Annotated in this window: 13 protein-coding genes; 5 read left to right on the forward strand and 8 right to left on the reverse strand. The window is 72.9% G+C overall.

Annotation, left to right across the window (positions count from 1 at the left end):
• Nucleotides 1-179 precede the first annotated feature (179 nt).
• The 4 genes from ACIQWA_RS13345 to ACIQWA_RS13360 are packed head-to-tail and all read left to right on the forward strand — an operon-like array spanning nt 180 to nt 3,988.
• Nucleotides 180-620 carry a hypothetical protein gene (locus ACIQWA_RS13345; RefSeq protein ID WP_402481748.1) on the forward strand — a complete coding sequence of 147 codons (441 nt, stop codon included), beginning with the start codon at nt 180-182 and terminating at the stop codon, nt 618-620.
• 13 nt (nt 621-633) lie between these two features.
• Complete coding sequence (locus ACIQWA_RS13350) at nt 634-2,922, forward strand: hypothetical protein (RefSeq protein ID WP_402481751.1); 2,289 nt, start codon at nt 634-636, stop codon at nt 2,920-2,922.
• On the forward strand, nt 2,919-3,473 hold the full coding sequence (locus ACIQWA_RS13355) for a hypothetical protein (protein ID WP_402481754.1): 555 nt from the start codon (nt 2,919-2,921) through the stop codon (nt 3,471-3,473). Before ACIQWA_RS13350 ends, ACIQWA_RS13355 begins: the two co-directional genes overlap by 4 nt.
• The gene (locus ACIQWA_RS13360) at nt 3,470-3,988 is read left to right on the forward strand and encodes a hypothetical protein (protein ID WP_402481756.1); all 519 of its coding nucleotides are present in this window, start codon (nt 3,470-3,472) and stop codon (nt 3,986-3,988) included. Before ACIQWA_RS13355 ends, ACIQWA_RS13360 begins: the two co-directional genes overlap by 4 nt.
• A gap of 28 nt (nt 3,989-4,016) precedes the next feature.
• On the opposite strand, the gene ACIQWA_RS13365 is transcribed toward ACIQWA_RS13360, so the two are convergent.
• The 8 genes from ACIQWA_RS13365 to ACIQWA_RS13400 all read right to left on the reverse strand — a co-directional run bounded on the left by ACIQWA_RS13365 (nt 4,017) and on the right by ACIQWA_RS13400 (nt 15,392).
• On the reverse strand, nt 4,017-4,613 hold the full coding sequence (locus ACIQWA_RS13365) for a hypothetical protein (RefSeq protein WP_402481759.1): 597 nt from the start codon (nt 4,611-4,613) through the stop codon (nt 4,017-4,019).
• Nucleotides 4,614-4,797: 184 nt separating this feature from the next.
• Nucleotides 4,798-5,544, reverse strand: coding sequence for a nucleotidyltransferase domain-containing protein (locus ACIQWA_RS13370; protein ID WP_402481762.1), 747 nt, complete (start codon nt 5,542-5,544; stop codon nt 4,798-4,800).
• 46 nt (nt 5,545-5,590) lie between these two features.
• The gene (locus ACIQWA_RS13375; protein WP_402481763.1) at nt 5,591-7,969 is read right to left on the reverse strand and encodes an LD-carboxypeptidase; all 2,379 of its coding nucleotides are present in this window, start codon (nt 7,967-7,969) and stop codon (nt 5,591-5,593) included.
• Nucleotide 7,970: 1 nt separating this feature from the next.
• Complete coding sequence (thrS, locus tag ACIQWA_RS13380; RefSeq protein ID WP_402481766.1) at nt 7,971-9,995, reverse strand: threonine--tRNA ligase; 2,025 nt, start codon at nt 9,993-9,995, stop codon at nt 7,971-7,973.
• 64 nt (nt 9,996-10,059) lie between these two features.
• Complete coding sequence (locus ACIQWA_RS13385) at nt 10,060-10,887, reverse strand: class I SAM-dependent methyltransferase (protein WP_402481768.1); 828 nt, start codon at nt 10,885-10,887, stop codon at nt 10,060-10,062.
• Nucleotides 10,878-11,963 (reverse strand): hypothetical protein, encoded by a 1,086-nt coding sequence (locus ACIQWA_RS13390; RefSeq protein WP_402481770.1) that lies wholly within the window; start codon nt 11,961-11,963, stop codon nt 10,878-10,880. The genes ACIQWA_RS13385 and ACIQWA_RS13390 overlap by 10 nt, the downstream gene beginning before the upstream one ends.
• 2 nt (nt 11,964-11,965) lie before the next feature.
• Entirely contained in the window at nt 11,966-12,967 is a 1,002-nt protein-coding gene (locus ACIQWA_RS13395) for an amino acid--tRNA ligase-related protein (protein WP_402481773.1), read from the reverse strand.
• A gap of 70 nt (nt 12,968-13,037) precedes the next feature.
• Nucleotides 13,038-15,392, reverse strand: a complete 2,355-nt coding sequence (locus ACIQWA_RS13400; RefSeq protein WP_402481775.1) for a lantibiotic dehydratase — start codon at nt 15,390-15,392, stop codon at nt 13,038-13,040.
• Nucleotides 15,393-15,679: 287 nt separating this feature from the next.
• On the opposite strand from ACIQWA_RS13400, the gene ACIQWA_RS13405 reads away from it, so the two are divergent.
• The gene (locus ACIQWA_RS13405; RefSeq protein WP_360239507.1) at nt 15,680-16,735 is read left to right on the forward strand and encodes a serine hydrolase domain-containing protein; all 1,056 of its coding nucleotides are present in this window, start codon (nt 15,680-15,682) and stop codon (nt 16,733-16,735) included.
• The last annotated feature ends 119 nt before the right edge of the window (nt 16,736-16,854 follow it).

A 16,854-nucleotide genomic window follows, 5' to 3' on the forward strand; every position in this document is an offset into this window, starting at 1 on the left:
AATGACGAGGCTTCGCGGGGCCTTCTGCTGCTGCGGTATGACGCCGGGGCCGCTCTCCCCTAAGGGTCGGGTAAAGGACGGCCCTTGGAGGCCACTTGTAATCTTGTCGGATTCTTAGCGAGCAGCGTCACCAGCGAAGGTGCCGCGCACCGCGTGGACACCGAAGGAGGACGGACCAGATGTCCGACCGGGCAACCGAGTTCGACCGGATGATGAATCCGTGGGCCTACGACGCCGACGGCAACCTGACCGACCGGGCCCGTGCGCAGGAGGCCGCCCGCACCCAGCTCAACTCGGCGAAGTCGCAGGCCGGGGACGGCGGCGGAGGCGGCGGCTTCACCGTCGACGCCAACGCACTGGGCACCGCCGCCACCAACTCCGACCAGATCCACGCCCGGCTGAACACCGACGGGCGCGGCGCCGACGAGGCCACCGCCAAGGTCAGCACCTCGCTCGCCAACTGGAGCACCGGCAAGGCCGCCAAGAGCGCCGCCGACACCTGGGACCAGTGCGTGGCCGCCCTCGGCCAGACCATCGGACAGACCACCCAGGCGCTGCGCACCAGCGCCACCGCCTACCAGCAGCACGAGCAGACCGTCCAGCACGACCTGGGCGCCTGAGGAGGACCGGGACATGGTCGACTTCCACGAACTCAGCACCGCCGACTTCGGCTCCCTCGACGCCGCCGCGACCGCCTGGACCACCGTCGCCCAGAAACTCAAGTCGATGGACGACGACTGGAACAACACGGTGATCGCCCAGGTCAACTCCGAATGCTGGGTCGGCAACGCGGCCGACCAGGCGAGACCCGGGCTCAAGCGCACCAATGACCAGTTGACCGACGCCACCACCGAGGCGAACGCGCTGGCCTCGATCTTCGGCGACGCCGCGACCGAGTTCAAGGCCGCCAGGACCAAGCTGGACAAGGCCGTCCAGGACGCCCGGACCGCCGGACTCACCGTCGGCTCCGACGGCACCGTCTCCTGGCCCCCGGCCGACTCCGCCACCCGGCACGACCCGGACGGCCTCAAGGACTACCAGAAGGAGTGGCGCGGCAAGGCCGACACCGCCCGCGCCGCGATCGACGCCGCCGTCGCCGAGGCCACCGCCGCCGACGAGCGGATCGCCTACGCGCTGACCTCCGACTCCGGCACCGACAAGGACCACTCCTTCAACGGCAAGGCCATCGGCGGCGGCCCCGAGGCCGACGGCACCCGCGCCGCCCAACTCGCCCGCAAGGGCGGCGACATCAGCGACGCCGAGCTCACCGAGCTCAACTCGCTGCTGTCCTCGCACCAGGACGACCCGAAGTTCGCCACCAAGTTCTACCAGGACATCGGCCCGGACGGCCTGATCAAGTCCTGGAACAGCATGGTCGGCGACCCGGGCCACTACCGCGACCCCAAGGACCCGCGCTGGAAGGCCTACCAGGACCTCCAGAAGAACCTCGGGCTCAACCTGGCCACCGCCACCCGGCAGAGCAACCAGCCGCACCTGTCCGACGAATGGGCCGCCGCCCTGCGCAAGGCCGGCGCCCAGCCGGTCTGGGACAAGCCCTACCGGGCCTCCGGCCTGGACTACCAGCCGTACGGCTACCAGGTCCTCTCCGGCATCCTGATGAGCGGCAACTACGACCCGCACTTCATCGACCCGATCGCCCAGCACGTCACCCAGCTCGACACCAACCGGGAGAAGTACTGGCCCGCCCCGCCGCAGGCGGTCGCCGACCGGGTGCACGGCTTCAACCTGCTCGGCGGTGACGGCGGCCTCGGCTTCCAGCCCACCACCGCGGTGATGCAGGCCCTCGCCCACAGCCCGGCCGCGGCGACCCAGTTCTTCACCGAACAGCCCACCGCGTACAACGAGGACGGCACGGTCAACCCGGGCGGCAAGGCCAAGCCCGCCGACTACCTCACCTACTACTCGCACGACAAGGACTGGCTCCCGGACACCAACTCCCTGCGCGACCCGAACGCCCTGGACCAGAGCAGGCACGCCGGGCCCACCGCCTTCGGCCACGCCCTGGAGGCGGCCACCACCGGCCACCCGTACGACGTCCCGGCGGACGTCCCGCCGAAGCCGCACACCGCCGACCAGGCCAACCTGATGCAGCGGGTGGTGGACACCTTCGGCACCCACGGCGACAACGGGGCGCTGGACGACATCAAGGGCGACGGCAAGTTCTCCACCATGCGGACGAGCCTGGGGCACATGACCGCCGAGTACATCGGCGACGTGCAGAACTCGGTGGTGCACAGCGATGTCCTGCCCGTCAACGGCGCCCCGGCGCACCTCAACGGCGCCGCGGTGCACGGGCTGCTGGACGCCCTCGGGCGGGACCCGGAGGCATACGGCTCGGTGGTCAACGCCGACCAGGCGTACACCACCGCCCTCGTCCGCGGCCACCTGGACGGCTCGACCGACTTCCCCCGGCTGGATGCGGACATCAGGCACGACGCCTTCGCCGGCGGGATCGTCAACGGCATCCTCAACGAGGCCCGGATCGACGAGGTCCACAACCAGCACGCGGCCGACGACAAGGCGTACAACGACGCCCTGGAGAAGAACGTCGGCTATGCCAAGGAAGCCTTCAACGCCACCATCGGCAAGGTGACGGAGAAGATTCCGCTCGGCAGCGAGCTGTCGGGCCAGTTGGTCGACTCGATCACCGAGAGCGTGATCGAGGCCAACCAGCGGGACACCACCGAGGACGGCCGCCAGGAGGCCCGCAACTACTCCTCCGAAGCCCAGCAGTACGCGGCACAGAGCATTCAGCAGGCGATCGCGGACGCCAGCCAGACCTCCGGGCTCAGCAAGGCGGACCTCGACCGCATCTCGGCGGACGCCACCGACAACCTGCTCACGGGTTACGCCGCCGGTGTCTCGAACAACAGCAACGTCAACTCGAAGGGCAGCTCGTGAACCGGTCCTCGGGCCGCCGATGGCCGCTGCCCGCCGCGCTCGCGGTGCTGGTGGCGGCCGCCGGGACGGTCGGCTACCTGGACTGGCGCGGGCACCAGCCGGTCGAGGAGCCCGGTCGCGCAGCGCACCTGTGCGGGGCGCCCACCGGGAAGGACACCCCGCTGGGGCGGCTGCTGCCGGCGGGCAGGCAGGACGTGGAGGAGACGACCGACGGTCCCCCGGACGGCCCGGTGTCGTGCACGGTCAGGGTGGACGGACGCGCCGCCCTCACCGTCACCGCCGCCCACTTCGGCGGATCACCCGTGCTCCCGCCCGAAGCGGCCCGGCACCCGGACGCGCACGCCTTCACCCAGGACGGTCCGTCCGCGTCATGGACCGGCACCGCCACCCTGGCCCGGACCTGTCCGCCCACCGAGCCGCCCGCGTTCGGCTACGTCGTGCTGTCGCTCACCGCCGGTGAAGCCGCCCGCACCGACGGAAACCGGCAGGTCGATCTCGAACAGGTCGCCCTGGCCGCGTTTGCGAGCCAGTCGAAGGGAGTCTGCCGGTGAAGCACATCAGGACCCTGACCGTGGGCGCGACGACGCTGGTAGTGCTCGGCGGCGGGCTGCTCGGCTGGCACGTGTACCTCGACCGCACGGAGTACCGGCCGCCGGCCGTCTCCCTGTCGCACGGGGAGTGCGAGGGCACCCTCGACGACCCGGGTTTCGCCGCGCTGCTGGGCGCCACCCCACGGGTCTTCGTCGACACCGACTTCCGCACCGGGACCACGGACCTCAAGCCGCGCCTGCGCTGCTCGGTCCAGGGGCAGGGTGAACGGCGGGTGCTCGCCTACGCGTTCAACACCGATGAGGCCACCGTGACCGCCCCCGGGGAAGCCACCTTCACCTGCACCCTGAACGGCAAGGCCGAGCTGTACTGGGCCGCCCTCCGGCCCGACAGGCAGTTCCCCCAGGCCGACCTCCCCGCCCCGGACCGCCGCGACGCGTTGCTGACCGGCTTCGCCCGGAAGGCGGCCGGGAAGCTCGGATGCGCCAACGGCGCCGAGTCGTTCACCATCACGTGAGCGGCCCGGCGCCGTGCACGGCGTCACCTCAGGAGCTGGGGCGCTCCCACATCTCGACGACCTTGCCGGAGGCGTCGAAGGCGACCTTGTAGTCGCCGCTCGAACAGGGGTAGGAGCCCTTCTGGTTGCCCGGCGTGGCGATGCACTCGTTGATGTGCTTGGCCAGGTCGGCCGCGTTGACGTCCTTCGGCGCGGCCACGACCGACTTGAGGTGGCCCTTGGCGTTGGGCGCGAACTGCGCGGTCCTGTCGGCGCCGACGGGCTCGTGGGCGACGTCGTTCACGCCGCAGGCGTCCTTGGTCTCCTTGTAGACCAGGGCCGTCGCGGTGGTGCCCTTCGCCACGTCGACCCACTTCTGCCCGGCGGGCAGCGGGGCGCTGGTGCAGAAGCCCTCCGGGCCGCCGTCGGTGGGCTTGCCGGTCGGGGCGGGCTTGCCGGTCGGGGCGGGCTTGCCCGTCCCGGTCGCCGGGGCCGCGGTGGGCGAGCCCTCCCCACCGGTGGCCGGGGCGGTGGTGGCGGCGGCGCCGGCCCCCTGGGTCGACGGGTCGTCCGGGCCGCAGGCGGCGAGGCCCAGCGCGGCGGTGGCGACCAGAGCGGCGACGAGCAGACTCCTGGATGCAGACATGACGAAAGAACCCCCGTTTAACGCATGATCAGATAAAGGTGCGGCGCACAGATTAGCGCCTCCCCCGACCGCACCCGTCCTGACGGCCGCCGTGGCCCACCCGGGCGAAGGTCTCCGATCACGACGAAGGGCGCCCTCCCGCAGGGGAGGACGCCCTTCGTCGTGCTTCGGGGGACATGGGTGCTCAGCGGCCGACGCCCACGGCGACGGAATCGATGACGCCCTGCCAGGCGCGGTGGTAGCCCTCGCGGAGCGGGCCGCCGGCGAGGTCCAGGACCTCCGTGCCGGCCTCGACCAGGGCTGCCGGATCCCGGGTGGCGGCCAGCCGGGTGTAGGCGTCGAGCAGGCCGGCGCCGCGCACCGGGTCGGCCTCCAGGAGGCGCCGGGGCAGCCACTTGCCGCTGCCCGTCCAGGCCCGGTGGTGGTCGCACAGCAGGTCGGCGGCGGTGTTGACCACCACGCCTGCGATGAACAGCAGTTCGGCCGGGTCGGTGGCGTCGCGCAGGTCGTCCAGCGCGTCCGTCAGGCCGTAGCGCTTGGTCTCCACGGTGTCCGGTTCGAGCGCGGGCGGGCCCTGGCGCAGGTCCTCCTCCGCCAGCGCGCGGGCCCGGCCCGCCTCCCCGTCCACGTCGACCAGCACCAGGCCGGTGGCGTACATGCTCTGCAGGACGGCCCGGCGGGTGGCGACGTCCACCGCGAAGAGGTCGCGCAGGCCGGCCCGGGTGTGGACGAACAGTTCCACGACCCGGCCCTCGAAGCGGAGCGTCTCCCGGTAGGTCTCGCCGCCGCTGGGCACCAGGACCGCGAGGTCCAGGTCGCTGGTCGCGCCCGCCCGGCCCGAGACGGTGGATCCCGCCAGGACCACGGCGAGCGCCCCGGGGAAGCGGTCCCGGACGAGGCGCCGCGCTTGGTCGATCGGATCAGGTTGCATCCGACCACGGTCCCACAGCGCCCGGGGCGGTCGCCCGCCGGGGCCGTCACGCCTCCGGCGACACCTCCGCCGCCGGGTCGCGGTAGAGGGAGGCGCCGAGCGCGGGGAGCCGTTCGACGGCGTCGACGTCGAACCCGACCGCGGCGGGGAGGGCGAGGGCGGCCCGCAGTGCCTCCTCCATGGCCACCTGGGCGATGCCGGCCCCGAGGCAGAAGTGCCGCCCGTGGCCGAAGGCCAGCGAGGTGCCGGAGCCGCGCGGGGTGCCGGGCGCCGTCCCGCCGTCGTTGCCGGCTTCGACCGAGGCGGCCCAGGCCAGGACGCCCACCACGCGTTCCCCCGCCCCGATCTCCCGCCCGTGGAAGGCGATCGGGCAGCCGGAACGGCGGGGCGCGAAGTGGAACCCGGTGTCGTGGCCCAGGCACAGCTCGACCAGGGCGGCGAAGTCCCCGGTGGCGGCCAGCGCCCGGGCCTGCGGCGAGTGCCGGACGAACCGCAGCGCGCCGATCAGCGCGTGCGAGGTGGGATCGAGCGCGCCGGTGACGACCTGCATGTAGACGGCGGCCAGTTCGCGCCGGGACAGCTCCACCCCGGCCGCGTCCAGCTCGGTCAGCAGCCAGTCCTGCCCGCCCCGGCTGCCGCGCTCGGCCAGCCACTCCTCCAGTTCGCCGATCCGGTCCAGGGCGGCGCGGGCCATTGCGACGTCCTGACCGTCGTTGGAGAGGTAGCCGATGGTCGCCGCGGTCATCGAGCGGAGCAGGTCGACCTCGTCGGCGGTCAGCCCGAGCAGCAGCGAGAGCATCGCCTCGCTCACCGGCCGGGCGAAGGTGGCGACCGGCCGGTGGCGGTCGGCCCGCTCGACGATCCCGGTGAAGGCGGTGCGGAAGGCCGGCCGCAGCTGCTCGGCGCGGGCCCGGGAGAAGGACCGGCGCAGCGCCTGGCTGGCGGTGCGCTGGACGGGGGCGTCCGAGAACACCGGCCAGCAGCCGAGGAAGGCCTCCAACTCCTCGACGGCCTCCGCCCCCGGGGCGCCGACCAGCGCGGGCTCCAGCGGGGAGGCGCCGCGGGCGACGAAGCGGCGGTCGGTCAGCATCTCCCGCACGTGCACCGGATCGGTGACGTACCAGGAGCGGGTCGGCTCGTGCCAGGTGGCGGCCTCGCCGGCGGCCCACAGCATCGAGTAGGCCCGGTACGGGTCGGTGGTGAGCAGGCCGTCGACGTCGCCGTGGGCGGGGCAGCGGGCCTCGGCGGGCTCCGCCGGGGCGGGGCCGTGCCCGTGGGCGGGCGGGCGCGGGGTTCCGGACATGGGGTGGGCGAACCTTTCTGGCTGTGCTGCTGCTTCCGGCCGGGCCACGGGGACGTCCCGGGCGCCGTCCCCGGGACGGTCGGCGGGACGGTCGGCGGGGGAGTCCGCGAGCGGGTCCCCGAGGGCGTCGAAGCGCAGGGACACCCGGCCGCCGGCCTCCGCCGTCAGTTCGGCGGTCCGGCGCAGGGCGATCGACATGATGGGGTCGACGTGGCCGAACGGGAGGTCGGCCACCACCGGGATCGCCAGCGGGCCGGTCACCTCGCGCAGCCGCTTGAGGACCGTCCCGGCGTCGATCCCGATGCCCCGCGGGATCCGCCCGAGGGCGAGGCCGCGGAGGTGGCCGAACTCCTCCTGCTGGCTCAACTGGTGCACCAGCCGCAGGGCCTGCCATTCGAGAGCGCTGTCGGAGATCTCGACCAGCAGGATGCGCCCGGAGAGCCGGGGCCAGTACCGCGTCCCGGCGTGCGACATCAGCGTCTCCAGGTTGAGCGCCAGGACCTCGCCGCGCCCGACCCCCTCCCTGATCACGACGGGGGCGGGGGCCCGCACCTCGGCCCGCCGCACGCCGTCCTCGGTCTCCCAGCGCAGCCGTTCGTCGACCCGGGTGTCGGCCCAGGACGCCTCGTACGCCTCACGCCTGGTCGCCTGCAGCAGCGAGTCCAGCGCGTACTGGCGCACGCCCCCGACCTCGCCGAACTGCGGAAGCACGGCCGGACCGTAGACGCTGGCCAGCCCGGCCCGTTCGCTCAGCAGCAGGTGGAAGGAGCTGGTGTCGCTGTAGCCGATGAACCACTTCGGGTTGGCCCGGACCAGCTCCAGGTCGACGGAGTCCAGCAGTTGGTGCGAGGCCCAGCCGCCGATCGCCGACACGATCGCGGTGACGCCCGGGTCGGCGAACCCGTGGTGGAGGTCGGCGAGCCGGGTGGCGACGGTCTCCAGGCCGGGCCGGCGGCTGTCGCTGACGTGGGCGCCCAGCCGGACCTCGAACCCGCTGCGCTCCAGCTCCCGGACGCCCCGGCGCAGCCGTTGGCCGAACCGGGACGCCGTGTTGGAGGACAGCGACACCACCAGGATCCGGTCGCCGCGCGCCAACGGCGGTGGAAAGGTGACGTCCCGCATGTCACCCGTCGCTGCTCGGCCGCACGACGGCGGTGGGGCTGTCGGTCTCCCGGGAGGCGATGGTGGCGAGGATCCGGTCCGCGATCTCCGCGAGCGGGACGTCCGACTCCTGCGAGCCGTCCCGGAAGCGCAGCGACGCCGTCCCGGCGGCCACGTCCCGGTCGCCGGCGACCACGACGAAGGGGGCACGCAGGCGCTGGGCGTTGAGGATCTTCTTCGGCAGGCGGTCGCTGGACGCGTCCAGCTGAGAGCGGACCCCGGCGTCCCGCAGGCCGTCGAGGAAGTCCGCCAGGTACTGGGTGTGGCCCGCCTCGGCGTCGGCGCGCACCGGCACGCCCGCCACGTGGACGGGGGCCATCCAGGCCGGGAACTGGCCGCCGTAGTGCTCGATGAGCACGCCGAGGAAGCGCTCGAGGGAACCGAACAGGGCGCGGTGGATCATCACCGGGCGGACCCGGGAGCCGTCCGCGGCCTGGTAGGACAGCTCGAACCGGGCCGGGGTCTGGAAGTCCAGCTGGATGGTCGACATCTGCCAGTTGCGGCCCAGCGAGTCGCGCACCTGGACGCTGATCTTGGGGCCGTAGAACGCCGCGCCGCCCGGGTCCGGCACGAGCTCCAGACCGGTCGAGTCGGCGGCGGCGACCAGGGCGGCGGTGGCGTTCGCCCAGTCCTCCTCGCTGCCGATGAACTTGTCCGAGTCGTCGCGGGTGGAGAGCTCCAGGTAGAAGTCGCGCAGGCCGAAGTCGCGCAGCAGGTCGAGCACGAAGGCGAGGACCGTCTTCAGCTCCTCCTGGATCTGCTCCTGGGTGCAGAAGATGTGGGCGTCGTCCTGGGTCATGTTCCGCACCCGGGTGAGGCCGTGCAGCGTACCCGAGCGCTCGTACCGGTGCACCGAGCCGAACTCGAAGAGCCGCAGCGGCAGTTCCTTGTAGGAGCGGCCGCGGTTCTTGAACACCACCGCGTGCATCGGGCAGTTCATGGCCTTGAGGTAGTACTCGCTGCCGTCCACCGCCATGCCGGGGAACATGCCGTCGGCGTAGTACGGCAGGTGCCCGGAGCGCAGGAACAGCTCCTCCTTGGCGATGAACGGGGTGTTGATCAGCGTGTAGCCGGACCGGCGGTGCTTGTCGAGCGAGTAGCGCTGCATCTCGTCGCGGATCGCGGCGCCGTTCGGCAGCAGGATCGGCAGGCCCGGGCCGATCTCGTCGGCGAAGGTGAACAGCTCCATCTCGGAGCCGAGCCGGCGGTGGTCCCGGCGCGCGGCCTCCTCCAGGAAGGCGCGGTGACGGGCCAGGGCCTCCTCGTCCGCCCAGGCGGTGCCCTTGATCCGCTGGAGGCTCTCGTTGGCCTCGTCGCCCCGCCAGTAGACGGCGGACGAGGACTCCAGCTCGAAGGCGGTCAGGTAGCCGGTGTCGGGGGCGGTCACCTCGGTGCCGATCCCGGTCCACAGCGGCTCGGCGCCCTGCGGGCCGACCGACTGGCGGAACGCGCCCCGGGCGTCCCGGCCGGGCTCGTCCTGGCCGAACGCCTCCTCGGCGATCTCCCGCAGGAAGCGGTTGCCGTCGGCGGCCCCGGCGGCCTCCTCGGCGGAGGCGAGCCGGAGCGCGTCGATCGGCAGACGGCGCTTGGTGATCCGGCGCATCCGCTTGTCGAGCCGCTTGAGCACCTCGGGGGTGACCGGCGCCAGGTCGGCGAAGTCGACGTGGAAGCCGTCCTCGGTCAGGCCCGAGCCGGCTGGCAGCGCGTCCGGGAACTCCTCCCGGACGGCCATCGCCAGGACCAGGGCCGCGGTGGCCCGCAGCACCCGCAGGCCGGCCGCGCTCCCGGCGGTCAGCACCCGGGCCTCGCCCGCCTCGGCGAACGGCTGCCGCAGCGGCTCGGTCCGGCCGGCCGCTTCGACCGCGACGGCCGTGCCCGGACGGCCGATGGTGCGGGCCTCGCCCTGGAGCAGGGCGAAGGGGGAAGCGTCGGCTTCCACGGAGAGGGGGAGGTGGGGGTCCTGCTCCAGGACCGGTGCTTCAGCCATTGTTCTGTGACTCCGTCGCGGTGGCTTGACTTGTCGTTGGGTGCGGGCTCGCCGCTGCTCGCCGCTACTTGCGGACGAGGTGGAACACGAGGTCGCCCGGGTACTCGCCCTCGCCGAAGGGGGTGCCCCGGTAGTCCGAGTCGATCCGGACCACCTCGAAGCCCGCGCGCTCGACGAGCGGGACCACTTCGCCGAGGAAGTAGTAGCGGGTGTGGTAGTGCCAGTGCAGGTCGTAGGTCTCGCCCTCGGGCGTGGTGACCGTGTAGTCCTCCTCGACGAACTGGGTCTGCCGGAAGTGGTCGCGCTCGTTGACGTCGACCACGCGCTCGATCCGGTTGCCGTCGCCGTCCTCGAAGACCTGGGAGACGATCCGGCCGGTCTTGGCGAGCAGCGGAACCGAGGGGTTGAACAGGTCGAAGACGAAGACGCCGCCCGGCCGCAGGCTGCGCGCGACCCGGGTCAGGCAGGCCTCGAACTCGGCCGGGTCGGTGACGTGCTGGAACACCCGGAAGGGGGCGATCGCCATGTCCAGGCCTTCGGCCTCGAAGTCCTGGATCAGCCCGCAGTGGGTCTCGACCGTGTCGATGCCCCGGGCGCGCAGGCTGTCCGCCAGGACCTCGACCTCGTCGGCGTCCATGTCCACCGCGACAATCCGGGTGTCGGGCAGGCGCTCGGCCAGCTTCAGGGTGACCCGTCCGGTCCCGCAGCCGAACTCCGCCAGCCGGCGCGGTGCGGCCTTGACGACCTGCTCGACGTAGAACTCCACGTCCTCGGTGCGGGTCTCGTAGACGAGGTCGTAGACGGCCGCGACGTTCTTGTACGTGCGGGACCGCGCGGCGGCGTCGTTCGGCGCGGCGGTGTCGTGCGTCGGGGTGTCGTGCTTCAGGTCCACAGGTTGTCCTCCAGGTGTTCTGACCAGATGCCGTCGAGGTCGGCCGGCGCGAAGCCCTCCGCCGCGTAGAGGCCGGCCAGCCAGGCGCGGAGCTCCGACCGGCCCAGGCCGGACCGGGTCACGGCGGCGCGGCAGGCCTCCAGGTACTTGCGCAGGAGCTTGGTCCTGGCGTCCCGGTTGCACGGCCGCAGTCCCTCGTTCCAGAGCACCGCCGAGACCAGGAAGGCGTCCTGGAGGTGGCGGTCGGTCCAGCGGTCGGCGGTCGGCCCGGCCGGGAACGGGAAGGCGTCCAGGACGTGGTCGAGGCCGAGCTGGGCCCGCAGGATGGTGGTGTCGCCGAAGCCGACCTCGGTGAACGGCTCGGTGATCGGTGCGGTGTCCGGTGCGGTGTCCGGTGCGGTGTCCGGTGCGGTGTCCGGTGCGGTGTCCGGTGTGCCGGCGGGCACGAAGTCGATGTAGTTGCCGACGTCGTCGTACTCGCCGGTCACCGGGTGCCGCAGCGCGACGTTGAAGTTCACACCGTGGACGCCGGGGATGCCGACGGTGTGCGTGTAGTAGCGCGGCTCCCGGCTGTCCCACTCCACCCGGACGTGCTCCGCGAACACCCCGACCGCCGGGAACAGGCCGGGGTGTTCGCGGCTGGCCCGGACCAGCACGTCCGCGGGGGCGAACCCGCAGTGGTCGAGGAAGAAGGCCAGCGTGCGCTCGGCCGGGGCCGTGCCGGAACCGGCCGGGAGCACGATCGAGAAGTTGGTGAAGTGGCCGCCCCAGCCGAACGGGGTGACGCAGTCGCCGAGCGTCCTGAGGTTCTGCGTCCGGACGGCGGGCTGGACCGCCAGGATCCCGCCGTCCGGAATGCCCCCGGGGATCCAGGGCTTCAACGCGCTGATCGACGATCCGACCAGGTGGACCGAGCGGTCCGCACCGGAGGTGATGCGCACCGCCGGAACCTGCCGGGCCTGCGGGTGGGCGGCCACGAAGCCGTCCGCGATCCGCCGCCGCAGCGCCGTGGTGGACGCGGTGTCGCCGTCGGCCCCCGCTCTGCGGGCGGGGGCCACGAGAACGGACCCGGCCACGACTAGGGAGCCAGGGTGAGGCCGTTGAGGCGGGGCACCAGCTGGAGGTCGCGGATGTCGTCGTGGCGCAGCAGCCACATCAGCCAGCGCTCGACGCCGAGGCCGAAGCCGGAGGTGAGCATCGGGCGCTCGGACTTCATCCGGACGTACCAGTCGTACTCCTCCTCGGCGACCTCGTGCTGGGCGAGCGCCTTGCGGGTCTGCTCGCCGTCGACGTGCCGCTCGCCGGCGCCGACGACCTCGCCGATGCCGAGCAGCAGGTCGGCGCAGCGGGCCTTGTCCGTGCCGGGCTCGTAGGCCTGGTAGAAGGGGACGGACAGGTGGTCGAAGTGGCTCAGCCACAGCACCGGGCTGATCTCGTCCATGAGCCGGCGCTCGCCGGCCCGGGTGATGGTGCGGAAGCCGGCCGGGTCGTGGCGCACGCACTCCGGGTCGTTGCCCAGGTGCTCGACGGCCTCGTCGACGGTGAGCTGCGGGATGACCTCGGTCTCGGCCATCCGGACGATGTGGTCGACGGTGCCGGCCACCGCGGCCAGCTCGCTCTCGAACTCGCGCAGCGCGGCGCGGGCCAGGGTGCGGGTGTACTGGCCGACGACCTCCTGGACGTCGGTGAGGCCGCCGATGATCTCGGCCTCGCTGTGGAAGAACTGGTTGAGGTGGGTCTTGTCGGCCTCCTCGCCGCGGAAGCTCGGCATCAGGTACCAGGCGCCCTCGGGGGCGATCCGACAGCCGTACTCGAGCAGGAACTGCATCGAGTCGGCCAGGTACACCTTCTCGCCGAACAGGTCGATCTGGACCGGCAGGCTGTCGCTGCCCAGGCCCATCGGGCTGGAGACCGAGCCGGTGGTGATCGGCAGGTGCAGGTTGAGCGTGCGGCGCTCCTTCCAGAACTCGGCCGTCGTGTGGAGGAGTTGGTCCTGCAGGCGGACCAGGAGCTGCATGGCCGGGTCGTCGAGGATCTTGAGGAAACGGTCCGGGTCGGTCACCGCGGCAGTGGGCTTCATTCCTGAGGCACCTTTCAGGTGAGGTTGCGGGAACAGTACTCAGAATTTGACTCAATGGTCAACGGATTAGTCACAAAGTCTTGTCGACGGCCACGACGCGGAATTCAGCGGTGTATCCGTCGCCGTCCGCGTCGCGCAGCCAGGTGTCCGGCAGGTCGGGCAGAAGCTCCGTCAACCCGATGGTGCTGGAGGGGAGTTCGGCGGCACTGCGGACGGTGCGGGCGAACAGGTTGACGAGTGGGAGGCTCTCGAAATCGAGGAACGCCGGCTTGTCCTCGGTGGGCGAACGGTAGAAAACCCGTTCCGGCAATTCTGCCGAGGCGCGCCAGGCCCGGGCGGCCAGGAATCGTTCGGACTCGTCCTTCACGGACGTCCAGGTCAGATCCGCCGCCGCGAAGGCCCAGGACTCCCGGGCGACCACCAGCCGGTCGACGACCACCCTCGGCCGGTGCGCGGCCGCGGCGAACGGCTTGAAGCTGTTGACCGTCACCCCGGACAGGACCTCGCCCAACATCTCCAGCAGGTCGCAGCGGAAGCCGCCGTCGGCCGACCGGACGACCAGGGCGCCGTCCTCCCGGTGGACGGACAGGTCGGCGAGCGCCAGGACCGGGCCGGCCGGCTCGACGCTGGGCGAACGCAGCGTCCAGTACGTGTAGTCGGGCGACAGCAGCGCGGACGGCGGCGCCAGCCGGGAGGTGACGGTCGGCCAGTCCTTGGGCGGCACCAGGTAGACCCGCCGGCCGGCGTGGTCGGCCGCGTCCGCGGCGCGCAGCCGGTCCGGGTCGGGATGCTGTTCGACGAACACCCGGCTCTCCAGGGTGTTGAGCGCGGTGTGCAGTTCGCCGAGCACGGCCAGCCAGCGCCCCTCGGCGACGTCCGCCGCACTCGGCGCCGCGAGCATCAGGTCCGGGGAGTGGTGGACGGCGGCGGCCCAGGGCAGCGGCGCCGCCGGGAACTCGCGCGCGAACCGCTCGGCCAACTGCTCGCTGGTGAAGAGCCGCGGCCCCGGACCGTCCGTCTCGCCGAGCACCCGGGCCCACCGCTCCTGGAGCTGGGCGACGGCGGTCCGGACGGGGGCGGGCAGCGCCCGGGCGGAGTAGAAGAGGTGCGGCGTGGCGGCGGCCAGCAGTCGGGCGAGCGGCATGGCGGTCTCGCCGCTGCGGGCCGACCAGCGGTCGTACATGCCCAGGAACAGCGTGCGGTACTCGGCGGCGATCCGGCCCACCAGCCAGCGCGCGCTGTCCAGCACCAGCCCGAGCGGGGCGGCGAGTTCGTCGCGCAGCTCGGTGCCGAGCCGGACCTCGACGTCCCGTACGCAGTCCTCGTAGACCAGCGTCCGGCCGGCGTAGTTGCGTCCGTGGTGGCGTTCGGCGGCCGCGCCGGTGGCGCTCAGGAAGGCGGCGTTGAGCCCGTCCATGGCGGTGGCGAGCGCCTGCGCGTCCCCGGCCGCCGCGGCGACGGCGTCGCGGGCGCGGCAGATACCGTCCAGGACGGCCAGCGCGCGTGCGCGCACCGCCGGGTCGTCGATCCGGTCGAGCTTGGCCCGCAGGGTCAGCTCCGGCCGGGCCTCGATCGGGCCCTCCAGGTCGAGGGTGATCAGCTCGCGTTCGCGCAGGTCCGCGAGCAGGGCCAGGGTGTCCGCCTCGGCGCCGGCCGCCTCGGCGGACAGCGCGGCGTGCACCTCGCGGGCGGTGCGGCGGCCGTCGCACCGGGCGAGCACCGCGTGCTCCCGTGCGGTGAGCGGTTGCTCGCCCTTCCCCGCGCGGTGCAGCACGCCGTCGCCGAGGCGGTCGGCGGCCGAGCGGCGCGGCGTCAGCCAGGGGGCGAGGTCCGGGTCGGCGGCGAGGGCCCGGGCGAGCGTGTCGATCGCCCAGGACTCGAAGTAGACGGTGCGGTGGGTGAGCATCCCGGCCCCGTTGCCCGGCCCGTTGCCCGGCCCGACGCCCGGCCCGCCGCCGGTCTCGACGGCGATGGCCTGCGGCCGGTCGTCCCAGCGCGCCCAGCCGACCGGTCCGAAGAAGCCGATGGTGTCGTTCTTCAGCGCGTACCGCTGCAGGTAGCTGGTGACGGTGAGTTCGTGGGAGCGGCCGCGCGCGTTGCGCGGCTCACCGGCGGCGGCCTTGTCCAGGCAGTCGGCGACCAGGCGCCGGTTCTGCCAGGTGACGGCCTCGCGGAAGCGCGGCTCGCCCGCCGTGGCGCGCACCGCCGCGGACAGCCGCGCCGTCGCCTCCCGGTAGGTCTGCCGGTACTCGTCCGGGCCGATCGTGCCGGCGAGGGCCCGGTCGGCGGCGGCCGCCAGCTCGGGGTCGGCCAGCGCCCGGATCCGGCCGGCCGAGAACCCCGCACTGCGCAGCACCGCGTCCCGCCACAGGCGCCAGCCGGTACGGCCGAGCGGAACGGTGTGGTCGGTGGGTGACTCGGCCATGTCGGTCCTCGCAGTCGGAGCGGATGGATGGCGTCGGGGCGTGCGGCGCAGGGCGTGCGGCGCCGGGCGTACGGCGCGGGGCGTACGGCGCGGGGAGTGCCGCGTGGAACCTGCGGCGGGGCGCCCCGGCTCCGCGACCCGGCAGGCCGGAACGATACGCAGAATGTGACTCGGTGGTCAATAAACTCTGTCAAGCTCCTTGAGAAGACTCTCCCGGGCTGGCATCGTGAACGCCCGCAAGGCATTCGACAGCCACGAGAGGACAGGCTTTGAAGGCGATCGGGAATGTGCGCGACCGAGCCCTGGCGGCGATCCAGGAGGGCACCCACCTGGGCATCCAGCTCCAGGTGTCATGGCGCGGCGAGGTGCTGCTGGACGAGGCGTACGGCGAGGTCGAGCCCGGCGTCCCGCTGACCACGGACGACCTGCTGCCGTGGATCTGCTGCACCAAGCTGCTGGGCGCGCTCGCGATCGGGCAGCAGCTGCGGGCGGGAGCCGTCGCCCCCGACACCCCGCTGGCCGAGCTGGTCCCCGAGTACGCGGTGGCCGGCAAGGAGCGGGCGACGCTGGCCCACCTGATGTCGCACGCGCTGCCGTTCCGGCCGGAGAGCGTCGACCGCCCGTACTCGGGCCTGAGCCACCGGGAGGCCTTCGAGGCGGCCTGCGCCGTCGAGCTGACCGGCGAACCCGGCAGCGGCGGCTGGTACAGCGCCATGGAGTCCTGGGTCGTGCTCGCCGAGATCGTCCAGCGGCTGACCGGCCGGGACTACGCCGAGTACGTGGCCGAGCGGGTGCTGCGGCCGCTGGGCATGACCCGCACGGTGTTCGCCGCGGCCGGCACCCCGGCGGCCGAACCGCCGCGCGCGGTGGGCCTGTTCGAGCAGGTCGACGGCCGGCAGGTGCCCACCGGGCGGGTCTCGGCGAAGGTGCTCGCGCCGCACCTGCCCGGCACCGGCGCCTGGGGCCCGGCCAACGAGCTGGCCCGTCTGGTCGACTGCCTCGCGGCGCCCGAGCGGTGGCCGGACCTCGGCCTGGACCGCGCGACGGTGGACGTGCTCGCCGCCGACCACCGCTCCGGGCTGCCCGACCGCAACTTCGGCGACCTCGACCTCGCCTGGGGCCTGGGCATGTGCACCGACCGCGCCTGGTACTCCGCCCCGGCCGGCGCCCGGGTCGCCGGGCACACCGCCTACGGCTGCGGCATGGTCGTCGCCGACCTCGACCAGGACCTGACGGTGTCCTTCCTCTCCAGCAGCGTGGTGCCCCCGGGCGGCAGCGGCAGCCGGCTGGAGAACCTGATCGTGCGTGACCTCGGCCGGGCGGTCCGGTCCGGCGCGGCCTGAGCCCGCCGGGCGCCACGCGGCGCCCGGCCGTCCCGGAAATCAGCCCGGAACGCCTTGACCGAAGATATTGACTGGTCAATATGACCGTTTGTAATGTCTACCCGTCATGAACTGATCGG

This window comes from Kitasatospora sp. NPDC098652 (assembly GCF_044760155.1).
In the GTDB taxonomy this organism is placed as follows: Bacteria; Actinomycetota; Actinomycetes; order Streptomycetales; family Streptomycetaceae; genus Kitasatospora.

What these genes read in the sequence shown, in the direction of transcription:
- ACIQWA_RS13345 (WP_402481748.1), top strand. Translation starts at nt 180, where the DNA reads ATGTCCGACCGGGCAACCGAGTTCGACCGGATGATGAATCCGTGGGCC.
- ACIQWA_RS13370 (WP_402481762.1), bottom strand. Translation starts at nt 5,544, where the DNA reads ATGCAACCTGATCCGATCGACCAAGCGCGGCGCCTCGTCCGGGACCGC.
- ACIQWA_RS13395 (WP_402481773.1), bottom strand. Translation starts at nt 12,967, where the DNA reads ATGAAGCCCACTGCCGCGGTGACCGACCCGGACCGTTTCCTCAAGATC.
- ACIQWA_RS13365 (WP_402481759.1), bottom strand. Translation starts at nt 4,613, where the DNA reads ATGTCTGCATCCAGGAGTCTGCTCGTCGCCGCTCTGGTCGCCACCGCC.
- ACIQWA_RS13350 (WP_402481751.1), top strand. Translation starts at nt 634, where the DNA reads ATGGTCGACTTCCACGAACTCAGCACCGCCGACTTCGGCTCCCTCGAC.
- ACIQWA_RS13375 (WP_402481763.1), bottom strand. Translation starts at nt 7,969, where the DNA reads ATGCGGGACGTCACCTTTCCACCGCCGTTGGCGCGCGGCGACCGGATC.
- thrS (WP_402481766.1), bottom strand. Translation starts at nt 9,995, where the DNA reads ATGGCTGAAGCACCGGTCCTGGAGCAGGACCCCCACCTCCCCCTCTCC.
- ACIQWA_RS13400 (WP_402481775.1), bottom strand. Translation starts at nt 15,392, where the DNA reads ATGGCCGAGTCACCCACCGACCACACCGTTCCGCTCGGCCGTACCGGC.